Source organism: Pseudoalteromonas sp. NSLLW218 (assembly GCF_015864775.1).
In the GTDB taxonomy this organism is placed as follows: Bacteria; Pseudomonadota; Gammaproteobacteria; order Enterobacterales; family Alteromonadaceae; genus Pseudoalteromonas.
In genome coordinates this window covers 310,170-335,907 of the sequence record NZ_JADYWO010000005.1, presented here as the reverse complement: position 1 = coordinate 335,907, position 25,738 = coordinate 310,170, and the positions used below count along the sequence as shown (strand labels likewise).

The window sequence follows — 25,738 nt, the reverse complement described above, 5'->3', positions numbered from 1 at the left end:
AATACGGCGCTTATTTTAACGCTAACGTGATTAAATTTAAAGCAACAAATCCCCCACGCACAAAAAAGCCGAACCTGTTAAACACAGATTCGGCTTTTAAAATTATAATTTATACCAATCTGCTTATATATGGGGTCTATTTAACGTTAAGAAAATTACGCTAGAGCTAGGCAAAAGTTTTTATATCTAGTTGTTCTAAATAAAAAACTTTTAACGACGTTATAGTGCAATTTAATTCGTTAAATTGATCAAAGATTTATGCAGGTTGGTATTACAAGTTACTTTTCAGCACGACCCATAAATTTGTGTTCAACAGTATTAATACGAATACGATCACCTGTTGAAATATGCTCTGGCACAGAAATATTTAAGCCAGTAGACATACGTGCAGGTTTTGAACGAGCACTCGCAGATGCACCTTTAATAGAAGGGTCTGTTTCTTCAACAACAAGTTCAACACTTGACGGTAAATCAAGCCCTACTGGCGCGCCATCAATAACAATTACGTGTACGCCTTGCGTTTCTTCGTTAACAAATAAAATTTCTTCGCTAATAGCATCTTTGCTTAAGTTGTAAGGCGTGTAATCTTCATTATCCATGAACACATACTCGTCGCCATCAATGTACGATAGCATTACTTCACGGCGTGTTAAATCAGCCAGCGTTAGCATGTCACTGTCTTTGAATGTTTCGTCAACTTTACCACCGGTTACCACATCGTATAAACGCATACGGTATAAACTACCACCAGCACGTCCTTGCGGCACAGAGCGCACTATATCTTTTACAACTAAAACGCGGCCATTGAAGTCAATAGCAGTACCTTTTTTAACATCACTCGCCTTTGGCATGTGTGAATTCCTATTATTTTTTTGATTGCCAGAAACATACCACGAACTGGATTTTGTTCAACTAAAATTACGTTGGTTTTACGCTACATGTTGTATTAGCTTATAAAATTTTAATTTATACTAAAATACATATAATCAAATGTGAAAAAAACTGCTATTGTAGCTTTACCGAGTATGACTTCAAGGAATGGATCATGGACCAGAAAAAAGTACATGAGTATTTAGTTAAAAAACCACTTGTTCAGGTTACAAAACCATTTGCGCAAGAGGTTGATGTATATAAAGTGAATCATAAAATGTTTGCGACTCTTGCTATTGGCAATGACGGTGAAACTAATGATGATGGTGAAGTTATTTGGTGGCTTAACTTAAAGTGCGATCCTGACGAAGCAATATCATTGCGTGATATTTTCCCGGCAGTGATCCCAGGTTACCATATGAATAAACGCTTATGGAATACAGTAATTTTAGACGGCACAATTGCACAAGGTGAAATTGAGAGAATGATTGATAACTCATTTAATTTAGTCGTAGAAAACATGCCAGAAAAAGACCGACAAGCTATTTTACTTCACTTGTAAACACATTTTGGGCTAGGCTACTAGCCCATTAAAACCCTACACCTTAAGCGTATAAATTAAATCGTCGTATAACTTTTCGCCTATTGTATGCACTTTAAAAAGTGTATCGGTATGGGTTAAGCCGCACTTACTAAGCACCCTTTCAGAACCAATATTGCCACGCGTTACGACTGCTTTAAACTGCCTAATACCACATTCTTTCCAAGCCCAGTCAATCACAGCTCTTAGGGATTCTGTCGCGTAGCCTTTATTAAAATACTCTGGCAATAATAAATAACCAAGCTCTGCGGTTTCTCCGTCATAGGCAAAACCTGTAACACCCACAGGTTGTTTTGTTTGATTATTAATAATGAGTAAACACAGTGGATGCCGTGATGTAGCATTCCACTTAGGCAAGCGTATCTCAAAGCGGTTTCTTACCAGTGACTCCATTGGCATATCAAAACAATACTTAAGGACTTGAGGGTCGCGATGAAGCGCTAGAAAAAGAGGCCAATCAGACTCTTCTATTTGGTACATGCTCAATCTTTGTGTAAATAACGTCATTAAGCTCCTCATTTATTTATAAAAACTATAAAAAAACCGCATTTAAATGCGGTTTTTTTTAGATAGCAGAAACTTTATTCTTTCGTTTCAATCTCTTTAGTAACTTCAGGCTCAATTACACTTTGCTCTTGTGGCTCAGTGCTTTGTACTTCAGGAGCTACAACCTCAACAGGCTTTGTGTTATAAAAAGTAGCACCAGAGCTTGCCATTGTTACCAGTGATTCACACGGCTCAAAGTTAGCGTTATTGTTAGCCAATGTAGACATATCAGAGCTTATTTTACTTGCGCCTAATTTATCCATATAGCTAAATGGGCCACCTAAAAATGGTGGGAAACCAATACCGAATATTGCACCAATGTCGCCATCACGTGGGCTGGCAATAATGCCATCATCTAAACAGCGTACTGCTTCGTTAAGCATTTGCGACACACAACGCTTAGCAATTTCGCTCTTGTTTAAACGTGGAGCCGGGGTAACACCCAATAGTTCGTAAACTGACTCATCAACCTTTTTGCCTTTTTTATCGTATTCATAAAAACCACGACCAGACTTACGGCCAAGGCGTTTTGAATCAATCATACGCATAAATGCATCAGGGCCTTTAAATCGCTCACCTAATTCTTTTTCAAGAATAGGGGCAATTTTAGAGCCAATATCAATACCTACTTCATCAAGTAGAGCCAGCGGTCCTACTGGAAAGCCAAACTCAACAAGGGCTGCATCAATCTTTTCAATTGGCTCACCCGCAAGCATCAAATTAGCGGCTTCGTTTAAGTAAGGCGCTAAAATACGGTTCACATAAAAACCGGCCATGTCTTTTACAACAATTGGCGTTTTACCTTGCTTACGTGCAAAGCTAACAACGCGGGCAATGGTCTCTTGAGATGTACCTTCGTGTGGAATAATTTCCACTAATGGCATTTTTTCTACAGGCGAGAAGTAGTGCAAGCCAATTACATTTTCAGGACGTGCTGCCTGCGCTGCAATTTGCGATATTGGTAATGATGACGTGTTACTTGCAAAAATTGTATTTGCTTGGCATTGCTGCTCTACGTCTGCAACCATACCTTGCTTAAGTGCAAGATCTTCAAACACCGCTTCGATTACTAAATCAATGTGTTTAAAGCCACTGTAGTCAGTTGTGCCTGTAATGCGGTTCATTGTTAACTGCACATCAGCTTTAGACATAATACGACGTTTAAGGCGTTTATCTAAAATTTTATAGGTGTAGCTCATTGCATTACTAATGCCCTGCTCTGCTACATCTTTAATACGTACCGGTACTTTAGCTTTAACAGCACTTACGTGCGCAATGCCAGCGCCCATTAGTCCACCACCTAAAACAGCGGTTTTGCTAATTGCTGGTGCGTCATCATTGCGCCACTCTTTTTTCATTTCAGTGGTTGCAAAGAAAATACCGCGAAGCGCTTTAGATTCATCACTCATTACAAGTGTTGCAAAGCTTTCAGCTTCTGTTTTATACGCTTTTAGCTCATCAAGCTCTACACTAGCTCGCACTGCTTTAATAATAGCTAGTGGTGCTGGGTAATGCCCGCCCGTTTTTTTAAGTACGTTTTCTTTAGCTTTTTTAAAGATAAAGTTACGACCAAACGGGTTTGATTCTAATAATTTACTGATGTTATCGAGCTTTGGCTCTTTTGCTTGTGGCTTTTTCTTAGTCGCAAACTCTTTTGCAACTTTTAACAGCACACTATGCGGTACACAATCATCAAGCACGCCTGCTTTTTTAGCTTGCTTAGGACGAATTTGCTTACCTGTTAGCATCCACTCTAGTGCTTTTTGAATACCTACAATTTTAGTTAAACGCTGCGAACCGCCACCACCTGGTAATAAGCCAAGTTGTACTTCAGGTAAGCCAATTTTTGTTAAATCGCTGTCGGTACCAATACGGTAATCACACGCTAAAGCAAACTCTAAACCACCACCTAATGCAGCGCCATGAATGGCACTTACTGTTGTGTATGGCAGTTTTGTCATATCAAAAAACGCTTGATGACATAGCTCGCTAATCGCTAAAGCATCTTCACGCTTTTGAACGCTATCAAGCATTTTTACATCGGCGCCTGCAATAAAGTTATCGCTTTTTCCGCTTATAAATACCATGCCTTTTACGTTTTGCGATTTAGCGTCTTCTAATAACGCTTTTAAGTCGTCGGCAAAACTACTGCGCAGGGTATTCATTTTCTCACCCGGTACATCAATAGTCACAATGGCGATTTTGTTTTCATCTACCGCTAAATTAAATACTGAATCTGTCATTACGCGCTCTCCAATACAAAGGCTGCACCTAAACCACCAGCAGCACACGCTGTTGTTAATGCTAAACCGCCACCACGACGTTTAAGCTCGTGTAAGCTTTGCGTAATTAAGCGTGCACCTGTTGCTGCAAATGGGTGACCATATGCTAAAGAGCCGCCGTTAACGTTAAACTTATCCATGTTAATTTCGCCAATTGCTTTGCTGCGACCTAAATGCTCTTGTGCAAATTTGTCTGAAGCAAACATTTTCATATTGGCAAGTGTTTGCGATGCAAACGCTTCGTGCATTTCAATTAAATCTAAATCAGCAAGCGTAATACCCGCTCTATCTAGTGCAATAGGCGTTGAATGAGCAGGGCCCATTAACATGTCTTTTTCTACGCCAATTGCCGAAAATGCAAAGCTACGTACGTAACCTAGTATTTCGTAGCCAAGTGCTTTTGCTTTGCTTTCGCTCATCATAAGTACGGCCGCTGCACCATCAGTTAATGGTGTTGCATTTGCTGCGGTAACAGTACCGTGCTGACGGTCAAACACCGGTTTAAGCTTTGCGTAGCCTTCAACCGTTGAATTTTTACGAATGTTGTTATCTTCTGAAATAAAGCTTTTATATGGCGGTAAATGCGCCGTCATAACTTCATCTTTTAACTTTCCATCAGCCCATGCTTGCGTTGCAAGTGAGTGAGAACGATGCGCTAATGCATCTTGATCTTCACGGCTAATATTATGTGTTTTAGCCATTTGCTCAGCAGTTTGCCCCATCGAAAGGCCTGTTGAGTACTCTGCAACTGCAGGTGGCACTGGTAATAAGTCTTTTAAACGTAGTTTTGAAAATATTTTTAAGCGTTGACCAAGCGTACGCGCTTTATTTAAATCAACTAAGCTGCCTGCTAGCTTTTTACTAACACCAATTGGCAGTACTGATGACGAATCTGCGCCGCCTGCAATACCTACGCTTACAGATCCCGCCATAATAGACTCAGCTACATTGGCAATTGCCTGAAAGCTGGTAGCACATGCGCGCGATACAGAATATGCATCAACCGATACTGGCATACCTGTGCCCAATACAATTTCACGTGCAATATTTGGCGCTTCTGGCATTTGTACTACTTGACCAAATACAAGTTGATCAATTTCTGATTTGTTGAAATTTAATCTCTCAAGCATTTCGTTAACCACCAACTTACCCATATCAAGTGCAGGTACATGGTGAAACGCTGTTGCTTGCTTTGCAAAAGGTGTACGTAAGCCGCTAACTATGGCAATACGGTCGCCCTTTGGTGTTTTTAGTATGTTTTGCTCAGACATTTATGCTCTCCCGCTGACAGGTCTGACCTGTTTGTTTTCCTCGATTCTAAACAACCCGTGTGCTAAAGCCAATAGAAAAACACAAATTTATATAAACAGTGTTTAATTACGACTATCACAATAGGCTTTTTTAGACGCATTTACAAAGTTTTGTGGTACGCTAAAAATCGTTAAAAAATAACGAACTATTTTAAAAAATAAAGTCTAACTCTTGAGTTACCCAATTATAAACCTTATAAATAGGTCTGTATTTATCACCTAACACTATTAGGTACAAACCCAGCTGACGAGGACAGTCCACTTATTATGGCAGCTAACGCATTTTCACAATTAAAAACGTACTTAGATACACAAATTATTGGCCAGCCAGAGCTTACTCAAGCGCTACTTATTGCAATTTTAGCTGATGGTCATTTATTAGTAGAAGGCCCCCCTGGTCTTGCAAAAACACGTGCAGTTAATGCACTTGCAAAAGGCATTGAAGGCTCGTTTCAGCGTGTACAGTTTACGCCAGACTTATTACCTGCTGATGTAACAGGTACCGATATTTACCGCCAACAAACTAGTGAGTTTGTATTTGAAAAAGGCCCTCTTTTTCATAACCTAATTTTAGCTGACGAAATTAACCGCGCACCAGCCAAAGTACAATCAGCATTATTAGAAGCAATGGCTGAACGCCAAGTTACCGTAGGTAAAAACACCTATCCGCTTAGCGAGCTGTTTTTAGTTATGGCTACACAAAACCCGCTAGAGCAAGAAGGGACTTACCCGTTACCAGAAGCACAGCTGGATCGTTTTTTACTGCACCTAAGTATTGGTTACCCTGGCGCAGAGCATGAGCTTGATATACTGCGTTTAACGCGCGGCGAAGCACTTAACGAGCAACAGCCGGTATTGCAAAAAATTAGTCAAAGCGATTTATTCGCAGCGCGAAAAGAAATACTAGGCCTTTATTTAGCTGAGCCGCTTGAGCAATACCTAGTACAACTTATTATTGCCACCCGTGAAGGCGCTAAATTAGATGCGCAACTAGGTAGCTGGATTGAGTTTGGTGCAAGTCCGCGTGCAACAATAGCACTTGATAAATGTGCTCGTGCTCATGCATGGCTTCAAAGCCGCGACTTTGTAGCACCTGACGACATTCAAGCTGTTGTGCATAACGTACTGCGTCATCGCATTATTTTAAGTTACGAAGCCCAAGCCGATGGCATTACTAAAGATCAAGTAATAAGCCGTATAGTTGAACTTGTAGCCGTACCATAAGTTATGCAAAAACAATTAGAATCCCAAGCATGGCTCAAACAGAGCCATAGCCACGGTGTTAATTTAGCACTCAAAGAGCTGATGTATTACAAAGCCAAAGCGCAATTGCTTGAACTTGCCCCTAAGGTAAAAATAAAAAATACCTTAACAGGGCAATACCTTGCACCGCACAAAGGCCGAGGAATGGAATTTGCCGAAGTGCGACATTATCAGCAAGGTGACGATATTCGATCTATTGATTGGCGAGTCACTGCGCGTACCGGCGAGACTCACACAAAGCTCTTTCAAGAAGAAAAAGAGCGCCCTGTGTTTGTATTTACTGATTTTTCAAACTCAATGCTGTTTGGCTCAAAGTTACTATTAAAGTCGGTGCAAGCGGCGCACATAAGCGCCCTTGTTGCATGGTCGGCGTGTCAGCGCGGCGACAGAATTGGCGGTATTGTGTTTAATCAGCACTCGCATTTGGAGCTAAAGCCCAGCGCCCGTGAAAAAGCCGTGCTTAAGCTTTGTCATAATTTATGCGACAACCACCAGCAAGCGCTCAACAATATTGATAAAACAGCCACTAACAACTTTAGCGATAACCTAAAGCGCCTTAATCATTTAGCAAAACCAGGCAGCTTAGTGTATTTGGTGTCTGATTTTAACGCTCTCGATGATGCCAGCTTTAAGCAGCTCGAAATATTAAGCCGTCACTGCGAGCTTATTGGTTGCCACATAAGCGATCCGTTTGAGCATCAGTTACCTGCGTTTAAGCAAGCTGTCACCGTTAATGCAAATGGTCAAGACTTTGCCCTACCATTAATGGATAACAACTTTAGAGAACGCTTTGCTAAAAATGCTGAGCAAGCATTTAGTACGCGCTTTAATCGCTTAACTAAATCGGGTCTTAATTTAATATCATTCAATGCAGCAACACCGCTTGAGCTGCAATTAGTGAGAAAATAACCATGCAAACCAATCCACTCGATGGCCTGCACGATATAATAGCGCCAAGCCAAGTTAATTGGTGGCCACTCGCCCCTGCTTGGTGGGTTATTATTACACTGCTGTTTTTAGCACTGTGCGCAGCTATTTATATATTTTACAAAAAACATAAATTTAAAAAGCCTAAACGCTACGCAATACAATTAAGCCAAAGTGAGCAAAGCCCTCAGCAACTGCATATTATTTTAAAACGTTTAGTGATTGAATATTACGACAAGCACCTTGCTGCGCAATCTACCTCTAAATGGTGCACAACACTTACTACGCTTACCGGTTTAAGCTTTAGCGAACAAGAAATACTAAGCTTGTATAACCCCAGCCAAAAAGATACAACACTGTGCAATAAATTTCGCCAAGGTATTAAGCAGTTTAAAATAAAGGAGTCAGTAAATGTTTGAATTTAGCTGGCCATGGTTATTTTTATTACTACCTTTGCCTTTATTACTTTTACTATTAAAACCCGCTGCAAGTAATGCCAGCACGCGTTTACGTATACCCAGTTTTGCAAAGCACAATTTAACCAGCCAAAGCATTGAGCCACATGCACGACGTTTAAATCCTTTTGAGTGGGTAATTTGGTTATTACTTGTTACTGCCGCTGCTAATCCAACATGGTTAGATGAGCCAATCTCATTGCCAAACGAAGGCCGCGATATAATGTTAGCAGTTGACTTATCAGGCTCGATGACCGAACAAGACATGGCTTACAACGGCCAATATGTTGACCGCCTTACCATGGTAAAAGCCGTACTTAGTGACTTTATAGAGCAGCGCCAAGGTGACAGGCTTGGGCTGATATTATTTGGCGATACCGCGTTTTTACAAACCCCGCTCACGCGCGACGTTAAAACAGTAAGTAAAATGCTCAGTGAAGCGCAAATTGGTTTAGTGGGACGCGCAACAGCCATTGGTGATGCATTGGGTCTTTCGGTAAAACGCTTTGCCAATAAAGATGAAAGTAACCGTATTGTGGTGCTATTAACCGACGGACAAAATACCGCTGGTAATTTAAACCCAGAAGATGCCCTACTGCTAGCTCGCGAAGAAGGGATTAAAGTGTACACCATTGGTGTTGGCTCAGATAATCCGCGCGGCTTTAGTCTCTTTAATATGGGTGGCTCTAGTGGCAGTAATTTAGATGAAAGCTTACTTAAAAAGATTGCCGAGCAAACTGGCGGGTTATACTTTAGAGCTAAAGATGTAGCAGGCCTTCAACAAATTTACGCAGAGCTTGATAAACTTGAGCCTATTAGCGCTGATGAACAAACATTTCGCCCACAAAGCTCATTATTTTACTACCCGTTACTTATCGCTATTTTACTTATTAGCTTAAAAGTAATGCTTAGTACACTGCGCGCATTAAAGGAGCCAAACTAATGGATTTTGAATTTATTCGCCCTGCTCTTTTATGGTTACTCATACCTGCTATGGCATTATTTTTTGTCGCCTTAATTAAGCATAAAAAAACGACTAGTGAGCAGCTAATTGCACCGCATTTGGCACAATTTATAATGAGCGAAGCAAACACTAAAGCCAGCCAGCCACTTTGGTTAGTTGCTTTGTTTTGCAGCCTTGGCATTTTATTTAGTGCAGGGCCTAGCTTTGAGAAAAAACAAGTTCCTGTATTTCAAAGTAAAAGTGCCCGTGTAATTGTTATGGATATGTCGTACTCAATGTACAGCACCGATATTTTACCAAATCGTTTAATGCAATCACGCTTTAAAGCGCTTGATATGATTGAGCTGTTTAAAGAAGGTGATACCGCGCTTGTAGCTTACGCAGGCACGGCCTACATAATATCGCCGCTAACAAATGACGCCACAACACTTAGTAATTTAATTCCAAGCTTAAGCCCTGAAATAATGCCAGACAAAGGCTCAAACGTTTTAGCCGGTCTTGATATGGCCAAAGAGCTATTAACGCAAGCGGGTTATATTGATGGCGACATTATTTTAGTGACCGACGGTATTGACCAACAAGAACAAAGCGACGTAAGTAGCTTTACCAGTAACACCCAATATAGATTAAATATATATGGCGTAGGCACAGCTCAAGGCGCTCCAATTAAGTTACCTGAAGGTGGTTTTTTGAAAGACAGATACGGCCAAATTGTAGTACCTACACTTAATGCCAGTCAGCTTAAAAATTTAGCATCGAGCAGTGGTGGTAAATTTGCTAGTTACCAACCTAGCAATAACGACATAAATACGTTTGCTCCAAATGCACAGAGTGAATTATTGAAAGACGAAAAACAAAGCCATGCGCTTTGGCGAATAGATGCAGGTATATACGGACTCTTGTTATTACTGCCATTTGGCTTGTATTTATTTAGACGCGCTGCCTTGTTAGGCGCATTTTTAGCTTTTGGCTTTTTACCGCAGCAAAATGCGTATGCCGTAGAGCTCCCCACTCTTTTGCAAAATGCAGATCAGCGTGCATTAGAGGCTTACAATAATAAAGAATACGATGCAGCAACACAGGCTCAATCGAGTGAGTTAAAAGGCGCTGCGCTTTACCAGCAAGGTAATTTTGATGCTGCACTTAGTGAGTTTAGTAGTGATAAGTCGGCTAGCGGTTTATACAACTACGGTAATGCTCTCGCCAAAGCTGGCAAGCTTGAGGAAGCAATTGAAGCTTACAAACAAGCCCAAACCTTACAAGACGACTTTACACAAGCCGCTGATAACCAAGCTTTAGTTGAACAATTACTAAATCAACAAGAGCAACAAAACCAGCAAGATAAGCAAAGCGACGGCGACGACTCTCAAGACCAAGATGATAGCCAGAAAAAAGATGAGCAAAACCAAGGGCAAAATTCTGATGAGTCAAAACAGGATCAGCAACAAAATGGTGATAAAAGCGATTCTGAAAAAGGCGAAAACGAGAGTCAAAACCAAAGCGATGAAAAATCTGATAAAGAATCAGATAAAGAGTCTGAACAATCAAAAGATCAACAAGGTGAGCCAGGCGAGCAATCAGACAAGCAAAATGAACCTGATATGCAAGCTCAGCCACAAAGTGAGCAAGGGAAAAATAAAGACGCTGACCAGCCTAAAGAAGACGAGCAGCAACAAAGTAAGCCACAAGCAATGAATGAGCAACCTGCCACTGATGAGCAAAAACAAAATGCTCAGCAACAAGCCATGCAAGCCCAAGCAAGTGAGCTCACTAATGAAGAAAAAGAAAAAGCACAACAGCTTAATCAACTACTGAGAAAAGTCCCGGACGATCCGGCTATTTTATTACGGAATAAAATGCAATTAGAAGCCCAAAAAAGACAATATAAACGTCGCCCTACAGGAGTCGAAAAATCATGGTAATGCGATTATTTTGCTGTTTATTGCTATTAAGTGCGATGCCTTCGTGGGCTGCCACCAAATTAGAAGCCAGCGTAGATAAAAACCCTGTTTTAGCGGGTGAATTTTTTATGCTTAATATATCGGTGGACGATACAGTTAAAGGCGAGCAACCAGACACCTCATCGCTGTTAAAAGACTTTGTTGTAGGGCCTACTAGCTTAAGCTCTCGTACCAACATTATTAATGGCAGCATTAATAAACAAACCACGTGGTCAGTTAAATTAATGACCCGTGCAGAGGGCAATTACACAATTCCTGCATTTAACGTTGCAGGGTTAACCTCACAGCCTATTAAATTAAAAGTGGCAAAACGCTCAGTTGATGCAGATAAAAATAACGAAATATTTTTAAAAACGTCGCTCTCAAGTAATTCACTATTTGTCCAAGAAGCCGGTGTTTACACTATTAAGCTTTACCTTGCCAAAGAACTGCTTGATGGCAGCTTAAGCACACCAAGTATGGAAGATGCTCAACTAACCCAATTAGGTAAGCAAACTGAGAGCTATGAGCTTGTTGATGGTAAACGCTACCTTGTTATTACTCGCGAGTATTTGATTCAGCCACAAAAAAGTGGTGCGTATACTATTGCAGGCCCCGCTTTTCAAGGACGTGTACAACAAAATTATCGTCAGTTAGAAGTGTCAGCTCTTGGCGACGATCAGCAAATAGAAATAAAACCAATTCCGGGTGATTACAAGGGCGCATGGTTACCAAGCGAGCTGGTTAATCTTGATGAAGAATGGCAACCTAATGACAACACCGTAGAAGTAGGTACACCTATAACACGTACTATTACGCTTACCGCGCTTGGGGTTACAAAAGAGCAATTACCTGAAATCTCTATGCCTACCATTGATGGCATACGCAGCTACCCAGATAAAAAAGAAAATAACAATGCAGTACGTGACGGGCGAGTTGTATCGCAGCAAACTGCATCGTATGCATTACTGCCGCAAAAGCCAGGTACTTACACTTTACCTGAAATAAAGCTGCCTTGGTTTAATACTAAAATGAACCGTATTAGCGTAGCTACATTACCAAAGCGTACTATTACAGTAACGCCAAGTACTACCGCGCCTAATACAGCCATAGCAAACCCACAACCCAGCACAAATAATTTACCTGCTATTGAAAATATTTCGAATGAAGCAACTGGTACACAACCTATTGAAACTAAAAGTGATACTCCTCTTTGGTTAATAGTTGTTGCCGCTTTAGGGTATATTTTATGGATTGCTACTGTAATTTTTTACTTAATAAGCCGTTCTACTAAAAATACGACTGAAAAATTACAGCTAAATACCCGTGGTACTTCTCAGCCAAGCTTAAATGAGCTTAAAGCATTAGCCAAAACACACGATGTGAAAGCCTTTTACACCGCATTAAATAACTTTTCTGTAAAGGTGACCCATAAAAATGTTGGCGCGATTGATGAGCTCTGCATCCGCGTAAACAGCAGCGAGCTTAATGGTCTCATTAGCCAATTGCAGGCACAACTTTACAGTAATAAAGGCGCAAACACGGATCTTAATGCTATTATTAAAATTCTTGAGAACTATCAAACTCAAGCATCAAAGTCGCAACAAGCTGTATTAAAAGACCTTTATGATTAATAACTACGATACTCAGGTCTTTTTTTGCAATAACTAATAATTTTTAATTAAAAAAGTGCTTATGCTTGGAAAGAAAAAATCAAACAATCAGGTCTTAATCGATATGGCAGAGAAACAAAAGCGTTATGAAGCCTTGGTCCACGTTTACAATAAAGAGCTTTATCGCTTTGCTTATTGGTTATGCCGTGATCCGCACATAGCAGATGATTTAGTACAGGAAACGTTTTTACGCGCATGGCGTTCACTCGACTCTTTACTTGATCAAAAGGCAGCTAAACCCTGGCTGCTTACTATATTACGAAGAGAAAACGCACGCCGATTTGAACGTAAACAGTTTGATTACAGCGACGTAGAAAACGATACGCTTGTTGATGAAACCAGCCATTCATTAGATGATGAAATGGAGCAAACGGTTATCCAACGACAGATTGCACTGCTATCTGATGAATACCGAGAGCCATTATTACTGCAAGTTGTAATGGGCTGCTCTGGTGAAGAGATTGCAGGCATACTTAATTTAAATAAAAACACGGTAATGACTCGTTTATACCGTGCCCGAAATCAACTTAAAGAGGCTTTAAGCCGTGATGATGAACAACTTAAAGGGGCATCAAAATAATGGATGAACTTGAGTTTCGTCGCCGCACTATTGCGCAGCCAAACGACATTGACAAGGAGCTTATGGAGTTTGCTGACAATAACCCAGAGCGACAAAGTTTTATTAACGATATGAAAGATTTTGATAAATTTTTACAAGATTCTTTAGATATACCTGTACCTGAAAACCTTGCAGACCGCATTCTTTTAAACACATCGTTAAAAGAAAAAGCACTCCAAGAAGAACAAGCTACAGGTAAAAACGTGGTTGATGCTCGATCGCGTTTTAAGTTTGATCGCGTACACCTTGCGTTAGCAGCGTCTTTTGTAGTGGCGATTAGTGCCTTCTTTTTTAGTACAGAGCAAAATATTGCACACGAAGCAGGTGAGCATGCGCTTGCCCATGTGTACTACGAAATTAATGCGCTTGATAAAAAAGAGCCCATTAGCCTGCAAAGCGTTAACGATAAATTAGCTGTTTTAGGTGGTCACATTGATGAACTTCCAGGCGATGTAACGTACGCTATGTTTTGTGATTTTAAAGGCGAAAAAGGACTGCATTTGATATTTGAGTCTGACTTTGGTCCTATGACGGTATTTATAGTACCCTCTGAAAATAAATCATTTGGTTTTGGCGATGATAATTTCAAAGATGAGCGCTTCGAAGGTCATATTAACCGAGGCTCACAAGCAGATACTATTTTAGTGGCAAGTGTTGGAGCACCTCTAAATACTTATAACGAACGCGTTACTGGCGCTATACGCTGGTTATAGCAGATATGCCGCTTAGTACATACTAGGCGGCTTATTTATTATCAATTTTTTCTTCATCGAATCTAAAAAACGATTGATTTACCACGCCCTGTAGCTTCAGAAGCGGCATCTAATTGACCCTCTTTATTAATAATAACGTGTAAATCACCAAAGTGATTCTCATCTATGGTGTAACCCATCTTTATAAGTTCTGCTTTTACACCATCGGCTAAGCCTATGTGCGTTCTAATTATATTTTTAGGCCACAGTTGATGATGAAAACGGGGACTATTTACAACCTGCTCTGCAGTCATATCAAACTCTACCGCATTTAAGATAGATTCGTACACAGAGCTAATAATGGTTGTACCACCAGGCGAACCTGTCACCATTTTAACGGTGTTGTCTTTAAGTAGTATTGTGGGAGTCATAGAACTCAACATACGCTTGTGTGGCTGTATTTCATTAGCTTTACCGCCTATTGCGCCAAACACATTCATAACGCCTGGTTTGGCGCTAAAGTCGTCCATTTCATCATTTAAAATAAATCCCGCACCTTCAACAACTACACCGCTACCAAACCCTAAGTTTATTGTGGTGGTATTTGCTACAGCGTTACCCATTTTATCAACGATTGAAAAGTGCGTAGTTTGCTCACTTTCTTTAAGGCCCGGTTTAATATTTTCGGTAGTAGAGATAGCGGTTAACGAAATGCCATTACTGCGCTCTTTAAGGTAGTTAATATTAGTTAACGCGTTTACTGGTACATCAAAAAAGTCAGGATCGCCTAAATACTCTGCTCTATCTGCAAATACACGTTTACCTATTTCAGAAAGTAAGTGCACATACTGAGTAGAGTTATGCGCTAAGCCTGCATCTGGTTTTTGTAACTCATACATTTTGAGCCACTGTAAAATAGCAATACCACCTGAACTCGGCGGTGGTGAAGTAAGTACTTCATAACCATTCCAACTTGCTTTAATGGGGGTACGTGATTTAGCTGTATAATTTTTTAAATCATCTTGATTAATAATACCACCATGCTGGTGCATAAATTTAGCAATAATGTTTGCAGTTTCGCCTTTATAAAATCCATCTTGGCCGTTATCACGAATACGCTTTAGCGTAGCCGCTAACTCTGGTTGCTTAAAGACTTTATTGGCTTTTACATCAGCAAAATATTTTTCAAAGTTTACATTTATTTTTTGCTCTTTTAGATGGGCAATATAACGGCTAACACCTTTTGCTAACTTAGGCGGAACAACAAACCCTTGCTCAGCCAACGTTACAGCAGGCTGTACTAGTGCTTCCCACTTTAAAGTCCCGTGCTTTTGATGGGCAAGCCACATACCCGCTACACTGCCAGGTACACCGCTTGCGTGAATGCCATATATTGATTTGTTTGCAATAACATTACCTTGCTCATCTAAATACATATCACGATGAGCCGCTGTAGGCGCTGTTTCACGATAATCTATAAAATCGCCTTTGCCATCTTTTTGAATAAGCATAAACCCCCCGCCGCCAATATTTCCGGCTTCAGGAAGCGTCACTGCAAGTACAAATTGTGCCGTAATAGCCGCATCAACAGCATTACCGCCTTGCTCTAATATACTTTTAGCAGCATCGGCACTGAACGAGTCAGGCATTGCGACCGCGCTTTGCGCTAAAGGCTGCGCCAAAACACTAAAAGTAGTGAACTGTAAAACCAGCACACTTTTGACGATTAATTTACGTGGTGAAAAAAACAATCCCATACAACATCCTTAATTTATTATTTTTGTTGCCCATATTAATGCACGTCACTTAAGGACAGGTCAATCTTTATGCTGTTGATATTTAATCATCTTCAAACGTTTTTTGAATAAAGTACCGCGGGTAAGTCGCCTTGCTCATCTGAATGTGTATAATTTTTTATAAATTGCAGGCCTAACTTTTTCATTATTGTTATAGACGCTGTATTATCTTTTAGTGCCGTTGCGCTTATCGCTTTAACGTCATCTTGCTTAATAAGTTCATCACATAATGCTAAAGCTGCCTCGGTTGCATAACCATGCCCCCAACTCGCTTTTTTAAAGCGCCAACCTATTTCAATATCGCTGTAATTTGGTGCATCACTAAAGAAATCCATAGGTCTTATTAATACCCAGCCAATAAATGTATTGCTTTGCTTTATAGCGATACTCCACAGCCCCCAGCCTTTTAGCTCATTTCGATATGCGAGCATACGAGGCACTCCCTCATTTTTTATTTGATCTAAAGAGGTAGGCACACCTCGCGTTAAATACTGCATTACGGCGGGGTCTTGGTCGAGTTCAAATAATTGAGGCCAATCGTGCTCACTCATTAATTTAAAATTTAATCGTTTTGTTACGGGGGCGTTCATTTTCATTGTTGTATAGTCTGCCTCGAATTAATTATCAGTCTCTAAAGGAGATAGCACATGAATAAATTAGCAGGTTTAGCTTTATTAGGCACTTTAATTACATTAACTGGTTGTGAAGATGCCAACGAAGTAAAAGAAGATGCAAAAGATAAAAGCGCACAAATGCAAGAAAAGCTTGGTGATGCATGGAACGACGTTAAAGAGACAACTAACGATCTTAAAAATGATGAGTCTTTAAACGAGCTATTAGAGCAAAGTAAAGCAATGGGCTTAGACATGTACGACGACGGCAAAGAGATTGCGGTTGATGCATGGATTAAAAGCAAAGAAACTGCTGGCGAGTTAACTGAAAAAACTAAGCAGAAAGCGCAAGAAATTGCTGACGAAATTGAGCAAGCGCGTAAAGAACATAACGAAGGTTAATTTAACTTTCGATAATAAAAAAGGAAAGCCTCGGCTTTCCTTTTTTGTTTTAAGCTATTTAGCCCTGATATGTGTTTACACATTTAGGGCTTATAAACTCAAACTAACCTTTGTACTTACTCATAACTAAAGTCGCGTTTGTGCCACCAAAGCCAAAGCTATTAGACATAACAGTATTTAGTTCAACGTCACGACGCTCAGTAATAATATCTAAACCTGTCGCTTGCTCATCTAGCTCATCAATATTAATTGAAGGCGCTACAAAGCTGTGCTCTAGCATCAATAATGAGAAGATAGCTTCGTGAACACCTGCAGCACCGAGGGCATGACCCGTCATTGCTTTAGTTGCGCTGATCATTGGTGACTTACCACCAAACACTTCTTGAATCGCACCTAGCTCTTTAACATCGCCTACAGGCGTTGATGTGCCGTGCGTATTTAGGTAATCAATGCTATCTACATCTTGCATAGCTTGGCGCATACAACGTGCTGCACCTTCGCCAGATGGAGCAACCATGTCGTAGCCATCTGATGTTGCACCGTAGCCAACAATTTCAGCGTAAATATGCGCGCCACGTGCAAGTGCATGTTCAAGTTCTTCAACTACAACAATACCGCCGCCGCCAGATATAACAAAACCATCGCGATTTGCATCGTATGTACGAGATGCTTTTTCTGGTGTTTCGTTGTACTTAGTAGAAAGTGCGCCCATAGCGTCAAATTCCATTGCCAATGTCCAGTGCAGTTCTTCACCGCCACCAGCAAAAACAACATCTTGCTTACCTAATTGAATTTGTTCTACTGCATTACCAATACAATGTGCAGATGTTGCACATGCAGAGCTAATTGAATAGTTAACACCTTTAATTTTAAAGGGTGTTGCTAAACAAGCAGATGTAGTGCTCGCCATAGTGCGTGGCACCATATAAGGCCCTACACGTTTTACGCCTTTTTCACGTAAAATATCAGCAGCTTCTACCTGCCATTTCGACGAACCACCACCAGAACCAACAATAATACCCGTGCGCTCATTTGATACTTGGTCGTCAGACAAACCTGAGTCTTCAATTGCTTGAGTCATCGAAATATAAGAATATGCAGCAGCATCGCCCATAAAGCGCATTGCTTTGCGGTCAACATGTGCTTTAACGTCAATATCAATTTTACCCGATACGTTACTACGTAACTTATAATCGGCAAATTCTTGGTTAAAAGCGATACCGCTTTTGCCCGTTTTTAACGATTCTAATACTTCTTCTTTGTTGTTACCAATGCTTGATACAACACCGATACCTGTAATTACAGCTCTTCTCATGGGTAATTCCCTTAGCTTAATACTTAATTGCATTCTATTTTACGCGAATTTAATCACCTAAGTGGTCAGCTTTCTAGCGTACACTTGTACTCTGAACTGCTAGCTTATAAATAACGCCAGACTATTACAAAGAAAACCCGTAAAATAATTAAAAATATATCTATAAATTTAAAAATTATGATTAAAAACGCACATAGTCACATTAATAATTTAGGTACACCTTTGACTAATAACTCCGGTGATATTTATTTTTCTAATGACGATGGCTTAGCTCAATCGCATTATGTGTACTATGAGCAAAATAATATAGATGCACGATTACAAAATCATGACCAATCACATTTTGTTATTGCCGAAACCGATTTTGGCACCGGTTTAAACTTTTTAAATACGTGGCAACGCTTTAAAGACCACCTTGAGCGGATGCAAGTTCAAAATGAATGTGAAAAAAGCGTAAAACGCCTACACTATATTTCGTTTGAAAAGTATCCCTTAACATTAACTGACTTAAAACAAGCATTAACCGCTTGGCCTGCCTTAAATTATTTTAGTGAGCAACTAACAGTAAACTACCCAATTAATTTAGAAGGATGCCACCGGCTCGAATTTAATAATGGCAGTGTTGTTCTCGATTTATACTTTGGTGATGCGCTTGAATCAATAAAAGCAATGAGCTATCCACAAACAGGTATTGTTGATGCTTGGTATTTAAATGGGCTTGAGCCAAGTAAAAATCCTGATATGTGGCAGCAAAGTTTATTTAACTCCATGGCTGATATATCAAGAGCTAATGCAACCTTATCGACTTTTACTGCCGCTGACTTTGTTCAACGAGGATTAATAGAGGCTGGCTTTAGCACTAAAAAAGCCAAAGATTTTAATCAAAGAGAAGATATCCTTATTGGCCAACTTAAACATGTTAATAACGCTCAATCACCCCCCGCTTATTTTAATCAAGATAGCAGCACTTTAAAAAACGTAGCGGTCATTGGCGGTGGTATTGCCAGTAGCTGTATTTTATACAGCTTGGCTAAACGAGGCATAACCAGCCACTTATTCTGCCAAGATGAAAAGCCTGCAATGGGGGCATCGCACAATGTGCAAGGCGCTATTTACCCTCACCTACAGGCTAAAAACTCGCCGCACAGTGAATTGTTTGCACATAGCTTTTTATACGCCAAACGCCTATATAACAACTTACTTAGCAGTGGTTTTAGTTTTGATTATGATTGGTGCGGCGTATTACAACACGCAGTGAAAAAACCTCTAGCTGATAAGCACGAAAACTTAGCACAAAAGCAACTGTGGCCAACGCAGCTAATGCGTAACGTAACCGCAGAGCAAGGCGATGAAATAGCCGGCGTAACGACAGGTTATTCAGGTGTGTATTTTGAACAAGGCGGCTGGATTAACCCGCCGCAATTAGTAAACGCTATGCTAAGCGCTGCAAATAGCATAAACCCATTCATAAGCGTATTTAACTGCAATATAAAGCAGCTTAAAAAAACTGATAGCGGTTGGTTTTTATTAACGAATGATGAGCAATTAGGCCCGTTTAGCGATGTAGTTATTTGTGCAGGTGAGCACAGCGATGCATTTGAGCAAACAAAAGCGCTACCTATAGTGGGCGTACGCGGTCAGGTTTCACATATTGAGGCAAGTGAGCAATCACGCAAACTTAAAACAGTGCTATGCCATAAAGGATATTTTACACCGGCTTATTTAGATCATCACTGTATGGGTGCCACGTTTGAAAAAAACACTAAAAGCCGCCAAGTTACAGCGATCGACAACCAATTAAACCAAGAGCAACTACTTAGCTTTTATAAGCAAAGTGAATTTGCCTCCACCCTCGGCAATATAACCTCGGCAAAAGCGGCTGTTCGCTGCACATTTATAGATCACCTGCCAATGGCAGGGCAATGGTGCGAGCAAAGTGATTATATAATGGCTTTTGCTAATCTACGTTTAGGTAAACGCTACCAATATGAGCAACTTAATAAACCACAACAAGGCCTGCATATTTTTACCGGTTTTGGCGCACGCGCGTTGTGTAGCGCACCGTTAAGTGCAGACCACCTCGTAAGTTGTTTAAATAACGAACCCCGGCCATTAAGCGAACGTGTAAGCCAAGCGATTCACCCTGCACGGTTTATAGTGCGAGATTTAATTCGTAATAAAATTTAAATGACATCGGAGCTTATTGAGGTAAAATAAGTACCAATAAAAGGAATTTATTACTCAAAGGACTCTAATGAAAACTTTAGCATTTTTAATAATATTGCTATGCACTCTATCGTTTAACGCACTCAGCCAAAACGTCACTGAAATCCCACTTCCTGAAGAATTTGTTACAACGATGGACGTAGCAAGCGAATACCCAATGGTACGCACTGGTTATTTAACAGATTCAATTTCTGATATCACTCGCTTTTATCATCAAAAATTGGGTGAACCTTTAAAAACAAATGGCAATAATACATATCGCACTTTGTTTTATAATTACCAAGAACGTAAAGTACGTATTAGTCTATACCGCCGTAGTTATGTGACCGAAGTGAGTATAATGGTTGAATAAAAAGGTCTAAAAAAACACACCCAAAGCAGCTAATTTTAATACTCAGTTAAGCATCGCATTTTAATTAAAGTATTTTTTGAAATTAGCTCATTCAAACTCTTTTTTACCCTTTAAAAATAATCCCCTACCCCAAGGTCTGTTTGTAAGCACATTACTTTTACTATTTATTGGAAGGAGTTAATTATGAGTAAGACCCTAATTATTGGCGCAAGCGGACAAATAGGTAAAATGGCAACTGAGCTACTTTTAGAAAATGAGCAAAATGTTGTGGCATTAGTGCGCGACAAAAATAAGTTAAGCGATTTAAACAGCTCTTTTTTAACTATTGTTGAGCAAGATCTTGAAGGTGATTTTGGTGATGCAATGAAAGGCTGTGACCAAGTGATTTTTGCTGCTGGTTCTGGTGGAAGTACAGGCGATGATAAAACTGTACTCATTGATTTATGGGCTGCAACAAAAGCAGCTACATTCGCTAAAGAGCACGGCGTTAACCACTTTATTATGGTCAGTTCAATTGGTGCAGACGATCCAGATTCGATTCAAGGTGATTTAAAACCTTACTTAGTTGCTAAGCACATGGCTGATGAGCACCTAATAAATAGTGGTTTAAATTATACCATTGTTCGCCCAGGTACTTTGACTGACGATAGCGCTTCAATGCAAGTAACTACGCAGCAACCAAGCGATCGTTCAGAAGCTAAAATTAGCCGCGAAAACGTAGCTAATGCATTATTACATATTGCGACCAACTCATTTATTAGTAACCGCATTTTTAAGTTGTTCGACGGCGACAAGCCAATCAAAGCAGCTGTAAAATAAACGTTATTATTTAACGACGATTACTCCACTTTTACTAGTGGAGTAATACTTTTACACCCTGCCAACCAAGCTGCAGGGTTAATAACGTTAAAACGACTCTAAAAATACGCTTAAATTTATCCCCAGACATACTTTTAAGTAATTTAATTCCTAACCAAGTTCCTACAGCGCCACTTATTACCATAGCGATTACAAGCGGTATCCATTGCCAAAAACTAAAACCAACAGCGCCATAAATTATCGCTTTTAATAAATGCTGCACACTCATAATGCTCGAAAACGTTGCCGTAAATTTTAACTTTTCGTAATTATTTATATATAAACAGCTACCAACTAATGGGCCACTTGCCCCGACAAACATAGAAATAAAAGTAGTTATTCCACCGGCGACCATACGCCACACCTTAGAGGTTAATTTTATAGGTGGCGTTTTACCCCACAGTAAGTAAATAACAAAAATAGCGACCACTAACTTCATGGCATCAAGCGATATATCATCAATTACAAAACTTGATAACCCCGCCCCTACTAAGCCGCCTAACGCAAAATATACAAACATGCTTTTATCAATATGCTTAAAGCTGAGTAAAAACCTATTTGCATTAGAGCCAAGCTGTACTAAACCATGCACAGGCACAACAACTGCCATTGGCATAAACGACGCCATAACAACAAGCAGCATTAACCCACCACCAGCACCAAATGCAGCAGATACAAAAGAAGTAAAGCCAGCGGTGATTATTAACAATAAAAACAAAAATAAAGACATGCTGTCGGGAAATAAAAAATCCATAAAACTCCATTGCCTATTTAAATACTTTTAAGTCGCAGTATTTAAATAATAAAAAAGGTACTACACACATTTATAGCCACTTTATCAGCCTCTATCTCAGGCTATGTACTATGTTGCGTTGTTTTTGCACTTTGTTTGCACGTTTAACAAATATTATACATTCAACTTCATTACCGGATATTTTTGATGAAAAGATTTAACACACCAATTTTAACACCACTTGCAGTGTGCATACTTACACTGAGTTTAGCCGCCTGTAACGGTAGCGATGCTGAAAGTACAGTTGTAACTGAAACAACCACCGATGAGGGAACTACAACAGATACTTCAACCGATTTTGTTGTAGAAGTCGACCCTTTTAACTTTGAAAGCGATGCGCTCATTTCATCAATTACCACTCAAACATGTACGCTAAGTAACGGCGATGAAGCGTCATGCTATAAAATTGATATAGCAGGTGCGCCTTCAAATTACGAGATTGGTGTATTTTGCCCTCGAAATATCACGTCAACAGCTGACGAAGCTGGTATTTGGTTTGATGGCACCGGTGAGGTTTACGATATAACCGGCGACTTTATTTTAAATCTACCAACATTATATAACGATAGTCATTGGCAGCTATACGACGAAGGTACAGGCCTTGTAAATGTAACCGACACACAAGAATCGTGTGATGGCGCTGCACGCCCAAACGTAGAAGAACAATACCAAAACCACTGCGTAGAATGCTCTATTGATTATGTGGATGGCGGTATATCAGAGTCATTTTTAATTCCAATAACGCCTGTTGCAACCACTCAAAATAGCAGTATTGGTAACGCCAATGTGGGTGTTGCTCTCAATGGTGTTGTACTTGCTGCACCCGCCCCTGTTGATGCTATTTTAGGCGCATACACTATTGCCGCTTTTGATGATTGCGCTGGGCATATTAACTTAGTAGCAGGTTATCACTACCACGGTGAAGCAGGTTGTAGCCAAACACAAATTCAATCAGACGGTCATGCCGCCATGATGGGTTATGCACTCGATGGATTTGGTATATTTGGCATGCTTAACGAAGATGGATTAGAACCCACTGATTTAGACGAATGTAGAGGCCACACCGACGATACACGCGGTTACCACTACCACGCAGCCGATGTATCTGAAAACATGTTTATTGGTTGCTTAAAAGGTGCTACCGCAAGATAAGTCGCATTCTGGCTAAATAATTAACTGAGATACTAATGAAAATATTTAACGTAATAAAAGCACTAACAACTGGCTTTTTACTTGCTACTTCATGCTCAGCCCTAAGTCATGCAGGCCACGGTTCAAATGCGCCTTGGGAAGCATGTGAAGCAAAAGCCATTAATGAAGATTGCAGCTACACAAGCCATGATAAAAAAGCGACAGGCACATGCCAAGCGATGAACAAAGTACTTATGTGCGTTCGAAATAAGCCACTTGAAACATTAATAGACAAAGCAACCCAACCAGCAAGTGCTCAAAAGCAATCAGTTAAATCACTCGCTAAACTATAAAGTAAAATAACAGCTACACGCCAAAGCCTTAACGCTGTTTGTTAAGGCTTTTTTAATTACAAATTATTAGAAAGCATCACCTTTATCTGTTAAATTAACTTTGTGTATCAAATAATAAAAATAAAATTCCAAAAATGGAATTACACAAGCAAGGTACCAACGTGAGCGCCACATTTAAAATTGTTTTTAATGGTCAGTTATATCAAAATACTGACCTTACCTCTGCCCAAGAACAACTCAGCCAACTTCTTAATATTCCTCATAATATTGTTGTTCAGTTATTTGATGGAAAAGCTTACGCTTTAAAAAAAGACTTATCGAGTATTGATGCTGTTAAAACAGAATCCTCACTTAAAAAGCTAGGTTTGATTACTAAAGTAGAACCTCAACTAATTACTGTAATCTCTCAATCTCAAAATAATCAAATAGCACTCACTGAGCACAGTAAAAATACAGATAAACACATTAGTGAAAGTACTGAAGGCAAAAGTATCTCAATACAAAGTGAACGCCTAGATACGGGCAAAGCCCCAAATACAGCTGCAGCTATTAAGCAAAGTTATAATAAATATAAACTACTGCGTAACACTTTAAAAAGCGCATTGTACTTTTGCTATAGCGCACTTTGTATTATTACCTTAATAGGCGTAGTGATCAGTGTTAATGCACTGAAAAACAACTTTGGCATTCTAAATAACGGAACTACAAATAACACAACTACAAACAACTTAAGTTACCAAAATTATAAACAATATTTGATTGATCAAAATAGCCTAAATCAACCAGCACAAAAAGTAACAAACGAGCGAACAGCTAACCCTACACAGCAAAAAAGTAATGAGTACTTTAGACGCTTTTCATCGCTAATAAATAGCTACGCGCAAACTACCGGGCAAGCTGATATAAAAACGATGGGGGGTGACAAATTACAACAGCACCTGCAAGAGATAGACGACCTAGGCCCTAAAAATGAATTTTGGCAGCAACTGATACAACTTTCAAAAAGCTTAGATAACGATAAGCACGCAATAGGGATGCTAAACAATACTGACCCCGCCAAAGTACAATGGATAAACGCGGTAGATTGGATCAGCCAAAGCTATATTAGGCAACATCAAAACTCGCAAACTATAAACAGCTCTCCGGTCAGTACCGATGAGCCAAGCAACCCAATACTTAATCTAACGTTGTTAATAAGTATGCTGTCGTTATTTAGCCTGCTTGTGATTGCAATAAAAATGAAGCTACGTGCAATAAGACTTTCTTAAACTTTATTTTTACTTTATAAATTCCATAAAAAAACCCGCAAATTTGGATTAACAAATTTGCGGGTTTCTTATGGTTTTCGAATAACGATTTCAAAAACCTTTATTGGTGGAGCTGGGGGGATTTGAACCCCCGTCCGAAAAGCCTCGACCGTCGGTACTACATGTTTAGTATTGTCATTTAATTAACCTTTAAGTCCCGGACAAACACGGTAAATAAAGGCGAGGCCGCTTAGTTTTAGCGCTTCAACCCCGGCCAGGGTTTCCGTCGCGATCAGGTGTTAGGGTGACACTCCAAAATCCAGTCCACAAGAATACATGGAAGGAGCGCTAGCCAGCCTAAGCTGCTAGAGAGTAGTTATCGTCGTTTGCGATTACTTTAGGTTGCGGCTGTTTAACGAGGCAAACCGCACCTCGACATGCACCTTGGGCTTCTTGAATTCCGTCGAATCCTAATCAGCCCCTGAATTAGTAACTCAATTCAGAGCGTGCAA

Annotated in this window: 24 protein-coding genes and 1 other RNA gene; 16 read left to right on the top strand and 9 right to left on the bottom strand. The window is 40.0% G+C overall.

Translation table 11 applies throughout. The features are described from left to right. Positions 1–278: 278 nt before the first annotated feature. On the bottom strand, positions 279–851 hold the full coding sequence (yeiP, locus tag I6E80_RS09975; RefSeq protein ID WP_007580599.1) for an elongation factor P-like protein YeiP: 573 nt from the start codon (positions 849–851) through the stop codon (positions 279–281). A 194-nt stretch (positions 852–1,045) separates the two neighbouring features. Between yeiP and I6E80_RS09970 the strand changes: the two genes are divergently transcribed. Continuing rightward, positions 1,046–1,432 (top strand): MmcQ/YjbR family DNA-binding protein, encoded by a 387-nt coding sequence (locus I6E80_RS09970; RefSeq protein ID WP_024598404.1) that lies wholly within the window; start codon positions 1,046–1,048, stop codon positions 1,430–1,432. 36 nt (positions 1,433–1,468) lie between these two features. On the opposite strand, the gene I6E80_RS09965 is transcribed toward I6E80_RS09970, so the two are convergent. From I6E80_RS09965 to fadI, 3 genes are all read right to left on the bottom strand, one after another. Beyond that, the gene (locus tag I6E80_RS09965) at positions 1,469–1,978 is read right to left on the bottom strand and encodes a GNAT family N-acetyltransferase (protein ID WP_197185460.1); all 510 of its coding nucleotides are present in this window, start codon (positions 1,976–1,978) and stop codon (positions 1,469–1,471) included. A gap of 74 nt (positions 1,979–2,052) precedes the next feature. Beyond that, positions 2,053–4,260, bottom strand: a complete 2,208-nt coding sequence (fadJ, locus tag I6E80_RS09960) for a fatty acid oxidation complex subunit alpha FadJ (protein ID WP_197185459.1) — start codon at positions 4,258–4,260, stop codon at positions 2,053–2,055. Then, positions 4,260–5,570 carry an acetyl-CoA C-acyltransferase FadI gene (fadI, locus tag I6E80_RS09955; RefSeq protein WP_004335629.1) on the bottom strand — a complete coding sequence of 437 codons (1,311 nt, stop codon included), beginning with the start codon at positions 5,568–5,570 and terminating at the stop codon, positions 4,260–4,262. The genes fadJ and fadI overlap by 1 nt, the downstream gene beginning before the upstream one ends. A gap of 306 nt (positions 5,571–5,876) precedes the next feature. Between fadI and I6E80_RS09950 the strand changes: the two genes are divergently transcribed. The 8 genes from I6E80_RS09950 to I6E80_RS09915 all read left to right on the top strand — a co-directional run bounded on the left by I6E80_RS09950 (position 5,877) and on the right by I6E80_RS09915 (position 14,163). Next, positions 5,877–6,833, top strand: coding sequence for a MoxR family ATPase (locus tag I6E80_RS09950; protein ID WP_197176719.1), 957 nt, complete (start codon positions 5,877–5,879; stop codon positions 6,831–6,833). A gap of 3 nt (positions 6,834–6,836) precedes the next feature. After that, a complete protein-coding gene (locus tag I6E80_RS09945; protein WP_024598408.1) occupies positions 6,837–7,781 on the top strand; it encodes a DUF58 domain-containing protein in 945 nt (314 codons plus the stop codon). A 2-nt stretch (positions 7,782–7,783) separates the two neighbouring features. Beyond that, positions 7,784–8,218, top strand: coding sequence for a DUF4381 domain-containing protein (locus I6E80_RS09940; protein WP_197185458.1), 435 nt, complete (start codon positions 7,784–7,786; stop codon positions 8,216–8,218). Beyond that, positions 8,211–9,197: a VWA domain-containing protein gene (locus I6E80_RS09935; RefSeq protein WP_197185457.1), complete on the top strand. Its 987-nt coding sequence runs from the start codon at positions 8,211–8,213 to the stop codon at positions 9,195–9,197. Before I6E80_RS09940 ends, I6E80_RS09935 begins: the two co-directional genes overlap by 8 nt. Then, positions 9,197–11,140, top strand: a complete 1,944-nt coding sequence (locus I6E80_RS09930) for a VWA domain-containing protein (protein WP_197185456.1) — start codon at positions 9,197–9,199, stop codon at positions 11,138–11,140. Before I6E80_RS09935 ends, I6E80_RS09930 begins: the two co-directional genes overlap by 1 nt. Then, the gene (locus tag I6E80_RS09925; RefSeq protein WP_197185455.1) at positions 11,134–12,792 is read left to right on the top strand and encodes a BatD family protein; all 1,659 of its coding nucleotides are present in this window, start codon (positions 11,134–11,136) and stop codon (positions 12,790–12,792) included. Before I6E80_RS09930 ends, I6E80_RS09925 begins: the two co-directional genes overlap by 7 nt. A 61-nt stretch (positions 12,793–12,853) precedes the next feature. Further along, on the top strand, positions 12,854–13,411 hold the full coding sequence (locus I6E80_RS09920) for a sigma-70 family RNA polymerase sigma factor (RefSeq protein WP_032827217.1): 558 nt from the start codon (positions 12,854–12,856) through the stop codon (positions 13,409–13,411). Continuing rightward, entirely contained in the window at positions 13,411–14,163 is a 753-nt protein-coding gene (locus I6E80_RS09915; protein ID WP_024598413.1) for a DUF3379 family protein, read from the top strand. Before I6E80_RS09920 ends, I6E80_RS09915 begins: the two co-directional genes overlap by 1 nt. Before the next feature lie 62 nt (positions 14,164–14,225). On the opposite strand, the gene ggt is transcribed toward I6E80_RS09915, so the two are convergent. Then, positions 14,226–15,899: a gamma-glutamyltransferase gene (ggt, locus tag I6E80_RS09910; protein ID WP_197185454.1), complete on the bottom strand. Its 1,674-nt coding sequence runs from the start codon at positions 15,897–15,899 to the stop codon at positions 14,226–14,228. Positions 15,900–15,991: 92 nt separating this feature from the next. Beyond that, positions 15,992–16,534 (bottom strand): GNAT family N-acetyltransferase, encoded by a 543-nt coding sequence (locus I6E80_RS09905; RefSeq protein ID WP_197185453.1) that lies wholly within the window; start codon positions 16,532–16,534, stop codon positions 15,992–15,994. A gap of 51 nt (positions 16,535–16,585) precedes the next feature. Here I6E80_RS09905 and I6E80_RS09900 point away from each other — a divergent pair, with 51 nt between their 5' ends. Next, positions 16,586–16,951 (top strand): hypothetical protein, encoded by a 366-nt coding sequence (locus I6E80_RS09900; protein WP_024598416.1) that lies wholly within the window; start codon positions 16,586–16,588, stop codon positions 16,949–16,951. A 103-nt stretch (positions 16,952–17,054) separates the two neighbouring features. Here I6E80_RS09900 and fabB read toward each other — a convergent pair whose 3' ends face one another. Continuing rightward, positions 17,055–18,266 (bottom strand): beta-ketoacyl-ACP synthase I, encoded by a 1,212-nt coding sequence (gene fabB, locus I6E80_RS09895; protein WP_004335606.1) that lies wholly within the window; start codon positions 18,264–18,266, stop codon positions 17,055–17,057. Between the two features lie 177 nt (positions 18,267–18,443). On the opposite strand from fabB, the gene mnmC reads away from it, so the two are divergent. From mnmC to I6E80_RS09880, 3 genes are all read left to right on the top strand, one after another. Then, positions 18,444–20,453 (top strand): bifunctional tRNA (5-methylaminomethyl-2-thiouridine)(34)-methyltransferase MnmD/FAD-dependent 5-carboxymethylaminomethyl-2-thiouridine(34) oxidoreductase MnmC, encoded by a 2,010-nt coding sequence (gene mnmC / locus I6E80_RS09890; protein ID WP_197185452.1) that lies wholly within the window; start codon positions 18,444–18,446, stop codon positions 20,451–20,453. Positions 20,454–20,520: 67 nt separating this feature from the next. Continuing rightward, positions 20,521–20,844 (top strand): hypothetical protein, encoded by a 324-nt coding sequence (locus tag I6E80_RS09885; RefSeq protein ID WP_197185451.1) that lies wholly within the window; start codon positions 20,521–20,523, stop codon positions 20,842–20,844. Positions 20,845–21,027: 183 nt separating this feature from the next. Continuing rightward, complete coding sequence (locus I6E80_RS09880; RefSeq protein WP_170072099.1) at positions 21,028–21,663, top strand: NAD(P)-binding oxidoreductase; 636 nt, start codon at positions 21,028–21,030, stop codon at positions 21,661–21,663. A gap of 34 nt (positions 21,664–21,697) precedes the next feature. On the opposite strand, the gene I6E80_RS09875 is transcribed toward I6E80_RS09880, so the two are convergent. Then, on the bottom strand, positions 21,698–22,456 hold the full coding sequence (locus I6E80_RS09875) for a sulfite exporter TauE/SafE family protein (protein WP_197185450.1): 759 nt from the start codon (positions 22,454–22,456) through the stop codon (positions 21,698–21,700). A 186-nt stretch (positions 22,457–22,642) separates the two neighbouring features. Here I6E80_RS09875 and I6E80_RS09870 point away from each other — a divergent pair, with 186 nt between their 5' ends. The 3 genes from I6E80_RS09870 (at position 22,643) to I6E80_RS09860 (ending at position 25,247) form a co-directional block, all read left to right on the top strand. Next, a complete protein-coding gene (locus tag I6E80_RS09870) occupies positions 22,643–23,647 on the top strand; it encodes a YHYH protein (protein WP_197185449.1) in 1,005 nt (334 codons plus the stop codon). A 35-nt stretch (positions 23,648–23,682) separates the two neighbouring features. Beyond that, positions 23,683–23,979, top strand: a complete 297-nt coding sequence (locus I6E80_RS09865; RefSeq protein ID WP_076925481.1) for a hypothetical protein — start codon at positions 23,683–23,685, stop codon at positions 23,977–23,979. A gap of 161 nt (positions 23,980–24,140) precedes the next feature. Next, on the top strand, positions 24,141–25,247 hold the full coding sequence (locus I6E80_RS09860; RefSeq protein ID WP_331459336.1) for a hypothetical protein: 1,107 nt from the start codon (positions 24,141–24,143) through the stop codon (positions 25,245–25,247). A 104-nt stretch (positions 25,248–25,351) separates the two neighbouring features. Here the strand turns inward: I6E80_RS09860 and ssrA are convergent. Next, positions 25,352–25,708, bottom strand: a transfer-messenger RNA (tmRNA) gene (ssrA, locus tag I6E80_RS09855). Between the last annotated feature and the right edge of the window lie 30 nt (positions 25,709–25,738).

Excerpts from the sequence above, each read along its gene's own strand:
- yeiP (WP_007580599.1), bottom strand. The coding sequence starts at position 851 with ATGCCAAAGGCGAGTGATGTTAAAAAAGGTACTGCTATTGACTTCAAT.
- I6E80_RS09970 (WP_024598404.1), top strand. The coding sequence starts at position 1,046 with ATGGACCAGAAAAAAGTACATGAGTATTTAGTTAAAAAACCACTTGTT.
- I6E80_RS09965 (WP_197185460.1), bottom strand. The coding sequence starts at position 1,978 with ATGACGTTATTTACACAAAGATTGAGCATGTACCAAATAGAAGAGTCT.
- fadJ (WP_197185459.1), bottom strand. The coding sequence starts at position 4,260 with ATGACAGATTCAGTATTTAATTTAGCGGTAGATGAAAACAAAATCGCC.
- fadI (WP_004335629.1), bottom strand. The coding sequence starts at position 5,570 with ATGTCTGAGCAAAACATACTAAAAACACCAAAGGGCGACCGTATTGCC.
- I6E80_RS09950 (WP_197176719.1), top strand. The coding sequence starts at position 5,877 with ATGGCAGCTAACGCATTTTCACAATTAAAAACGTACTTAGATACACAA.
- I6E80_RS09945 (WP_024598408.1), top strand. The coding sequence starts at position 6,837 with ATGCAAAAACAATTAGAATCCCAAGCATGGCTCAAACAGAGCCATAGC.
- I6E80_RS09940 (WP_197185458.1), top strand. The coding sequence starts at position 7,784 with ATGCAAACCAATCCACTCGATGGCCTGCACGATATAATAGCGCCAAGC.
- I6E80_RS09935 (WP_197185457.1), top strand. The coding sequence starts at position 8,211 with ATGTTTGAATTTAGCTGGCCATGGTTATTTTTATTACTACCTTTGCCT.
- I6E80_RS09930 (WP_197185456.1), top strand. The coding sequence starts at position 9,197 with ATGGATTTTGAATTTATTCGCCCTGCTCTTTTATGGTTACTCATACCT.
- I6E80_RS09925 (WP_197185455.1), top strand. The coding sequence starts at position 11,134 with ATGGTAATGCGATTATTTTGCTGTTTATTGCTATTAAGTGCGATGCCT.
- I6E80_RS09920 (WP_032827217.1), top strand. The coding sequence starts at position 12,854 with ATGCTTGGAAAGAAAAAATCAAACAATCAGGTCTTAATCGATATGGCA.
- I6E80_RS09915 (WP_024598413.1), top strand. The coding sequence starts at position 13,411 with ATGGATGAACTTGAGTTTCGTCGCCGCACTATTGCGCAGCCAAACGAC.
- ggt (WP_197185454.1), bottom strand. The coding sequence starts at position 15,899 with ATGGGATTGTTTTTTTCACCACGTAAATTAATCGTCAAAAGTGTGCTG.
- I6E80_RS09905 (WP_197185453.1), bottom strand. The coding sequence starts at position 16,534 with ATGAAAATGAACGCCCCCGTAACAAAACGATTAAATTTTAAATTAATG.
- I6E80_RS09900 (WP_024598416.1), top strand. The coding sequence starts at position 16,586 with ATGAATAAATTAGCAGGTTTAGCTTTATTAGGCACTTTAATTACATTA.
- fabB (WP_004335606.1), bottom strand. The coding sequence starts at position 18,266 with ATGAGAAGAGCTGTAATTACAGGTATCGGTGTTGTATCAAGCATTGGT.
- mnmC (WP_197185452.1), top strand. The coding sequence starts at position 18,444 with ATGATTAAAAACGCACATAGTCACATTAATAATTTAGGTACACCTTTG.
- I6E80_RS09885 (WP_197185451.1), top strand. The coding sequence starts at position 20,521 with ATGAAAACTTTAGCATTTTTAATAATATTGCTATGCACTCTATCGTTT.
- I6E80_RS09880 (WP_170072099.1), top strand. The coding sequence starts at position 21,028 with ATGAGTAAGACCCTAATTATTGGCGCAAGCGGACAAATAGGTAAAATG.
- I6E80_RS09875 (WP_197185450.1), bottom strand. The coding sequence starts at position 22,456 with ATGGATTTTTTATTTCCCGACAGCATGTCTTTATTTTTGTTTTTATTG.
- I6E80_RS09870 (WP_197185449.1), top strand. The coding sequence starts at position 22,643 with ATGAAAAGATTTAACACACCAATTTTAACACCACTTGCAGTGTGCATA.
- I6E80_RS09865 (WP_076925481.1), top strand. The coding sequence starts at position 23,683 with ATGAAAATATTTAACGTAATAAAAGCACTAACAACTGGCTTTTTACTT.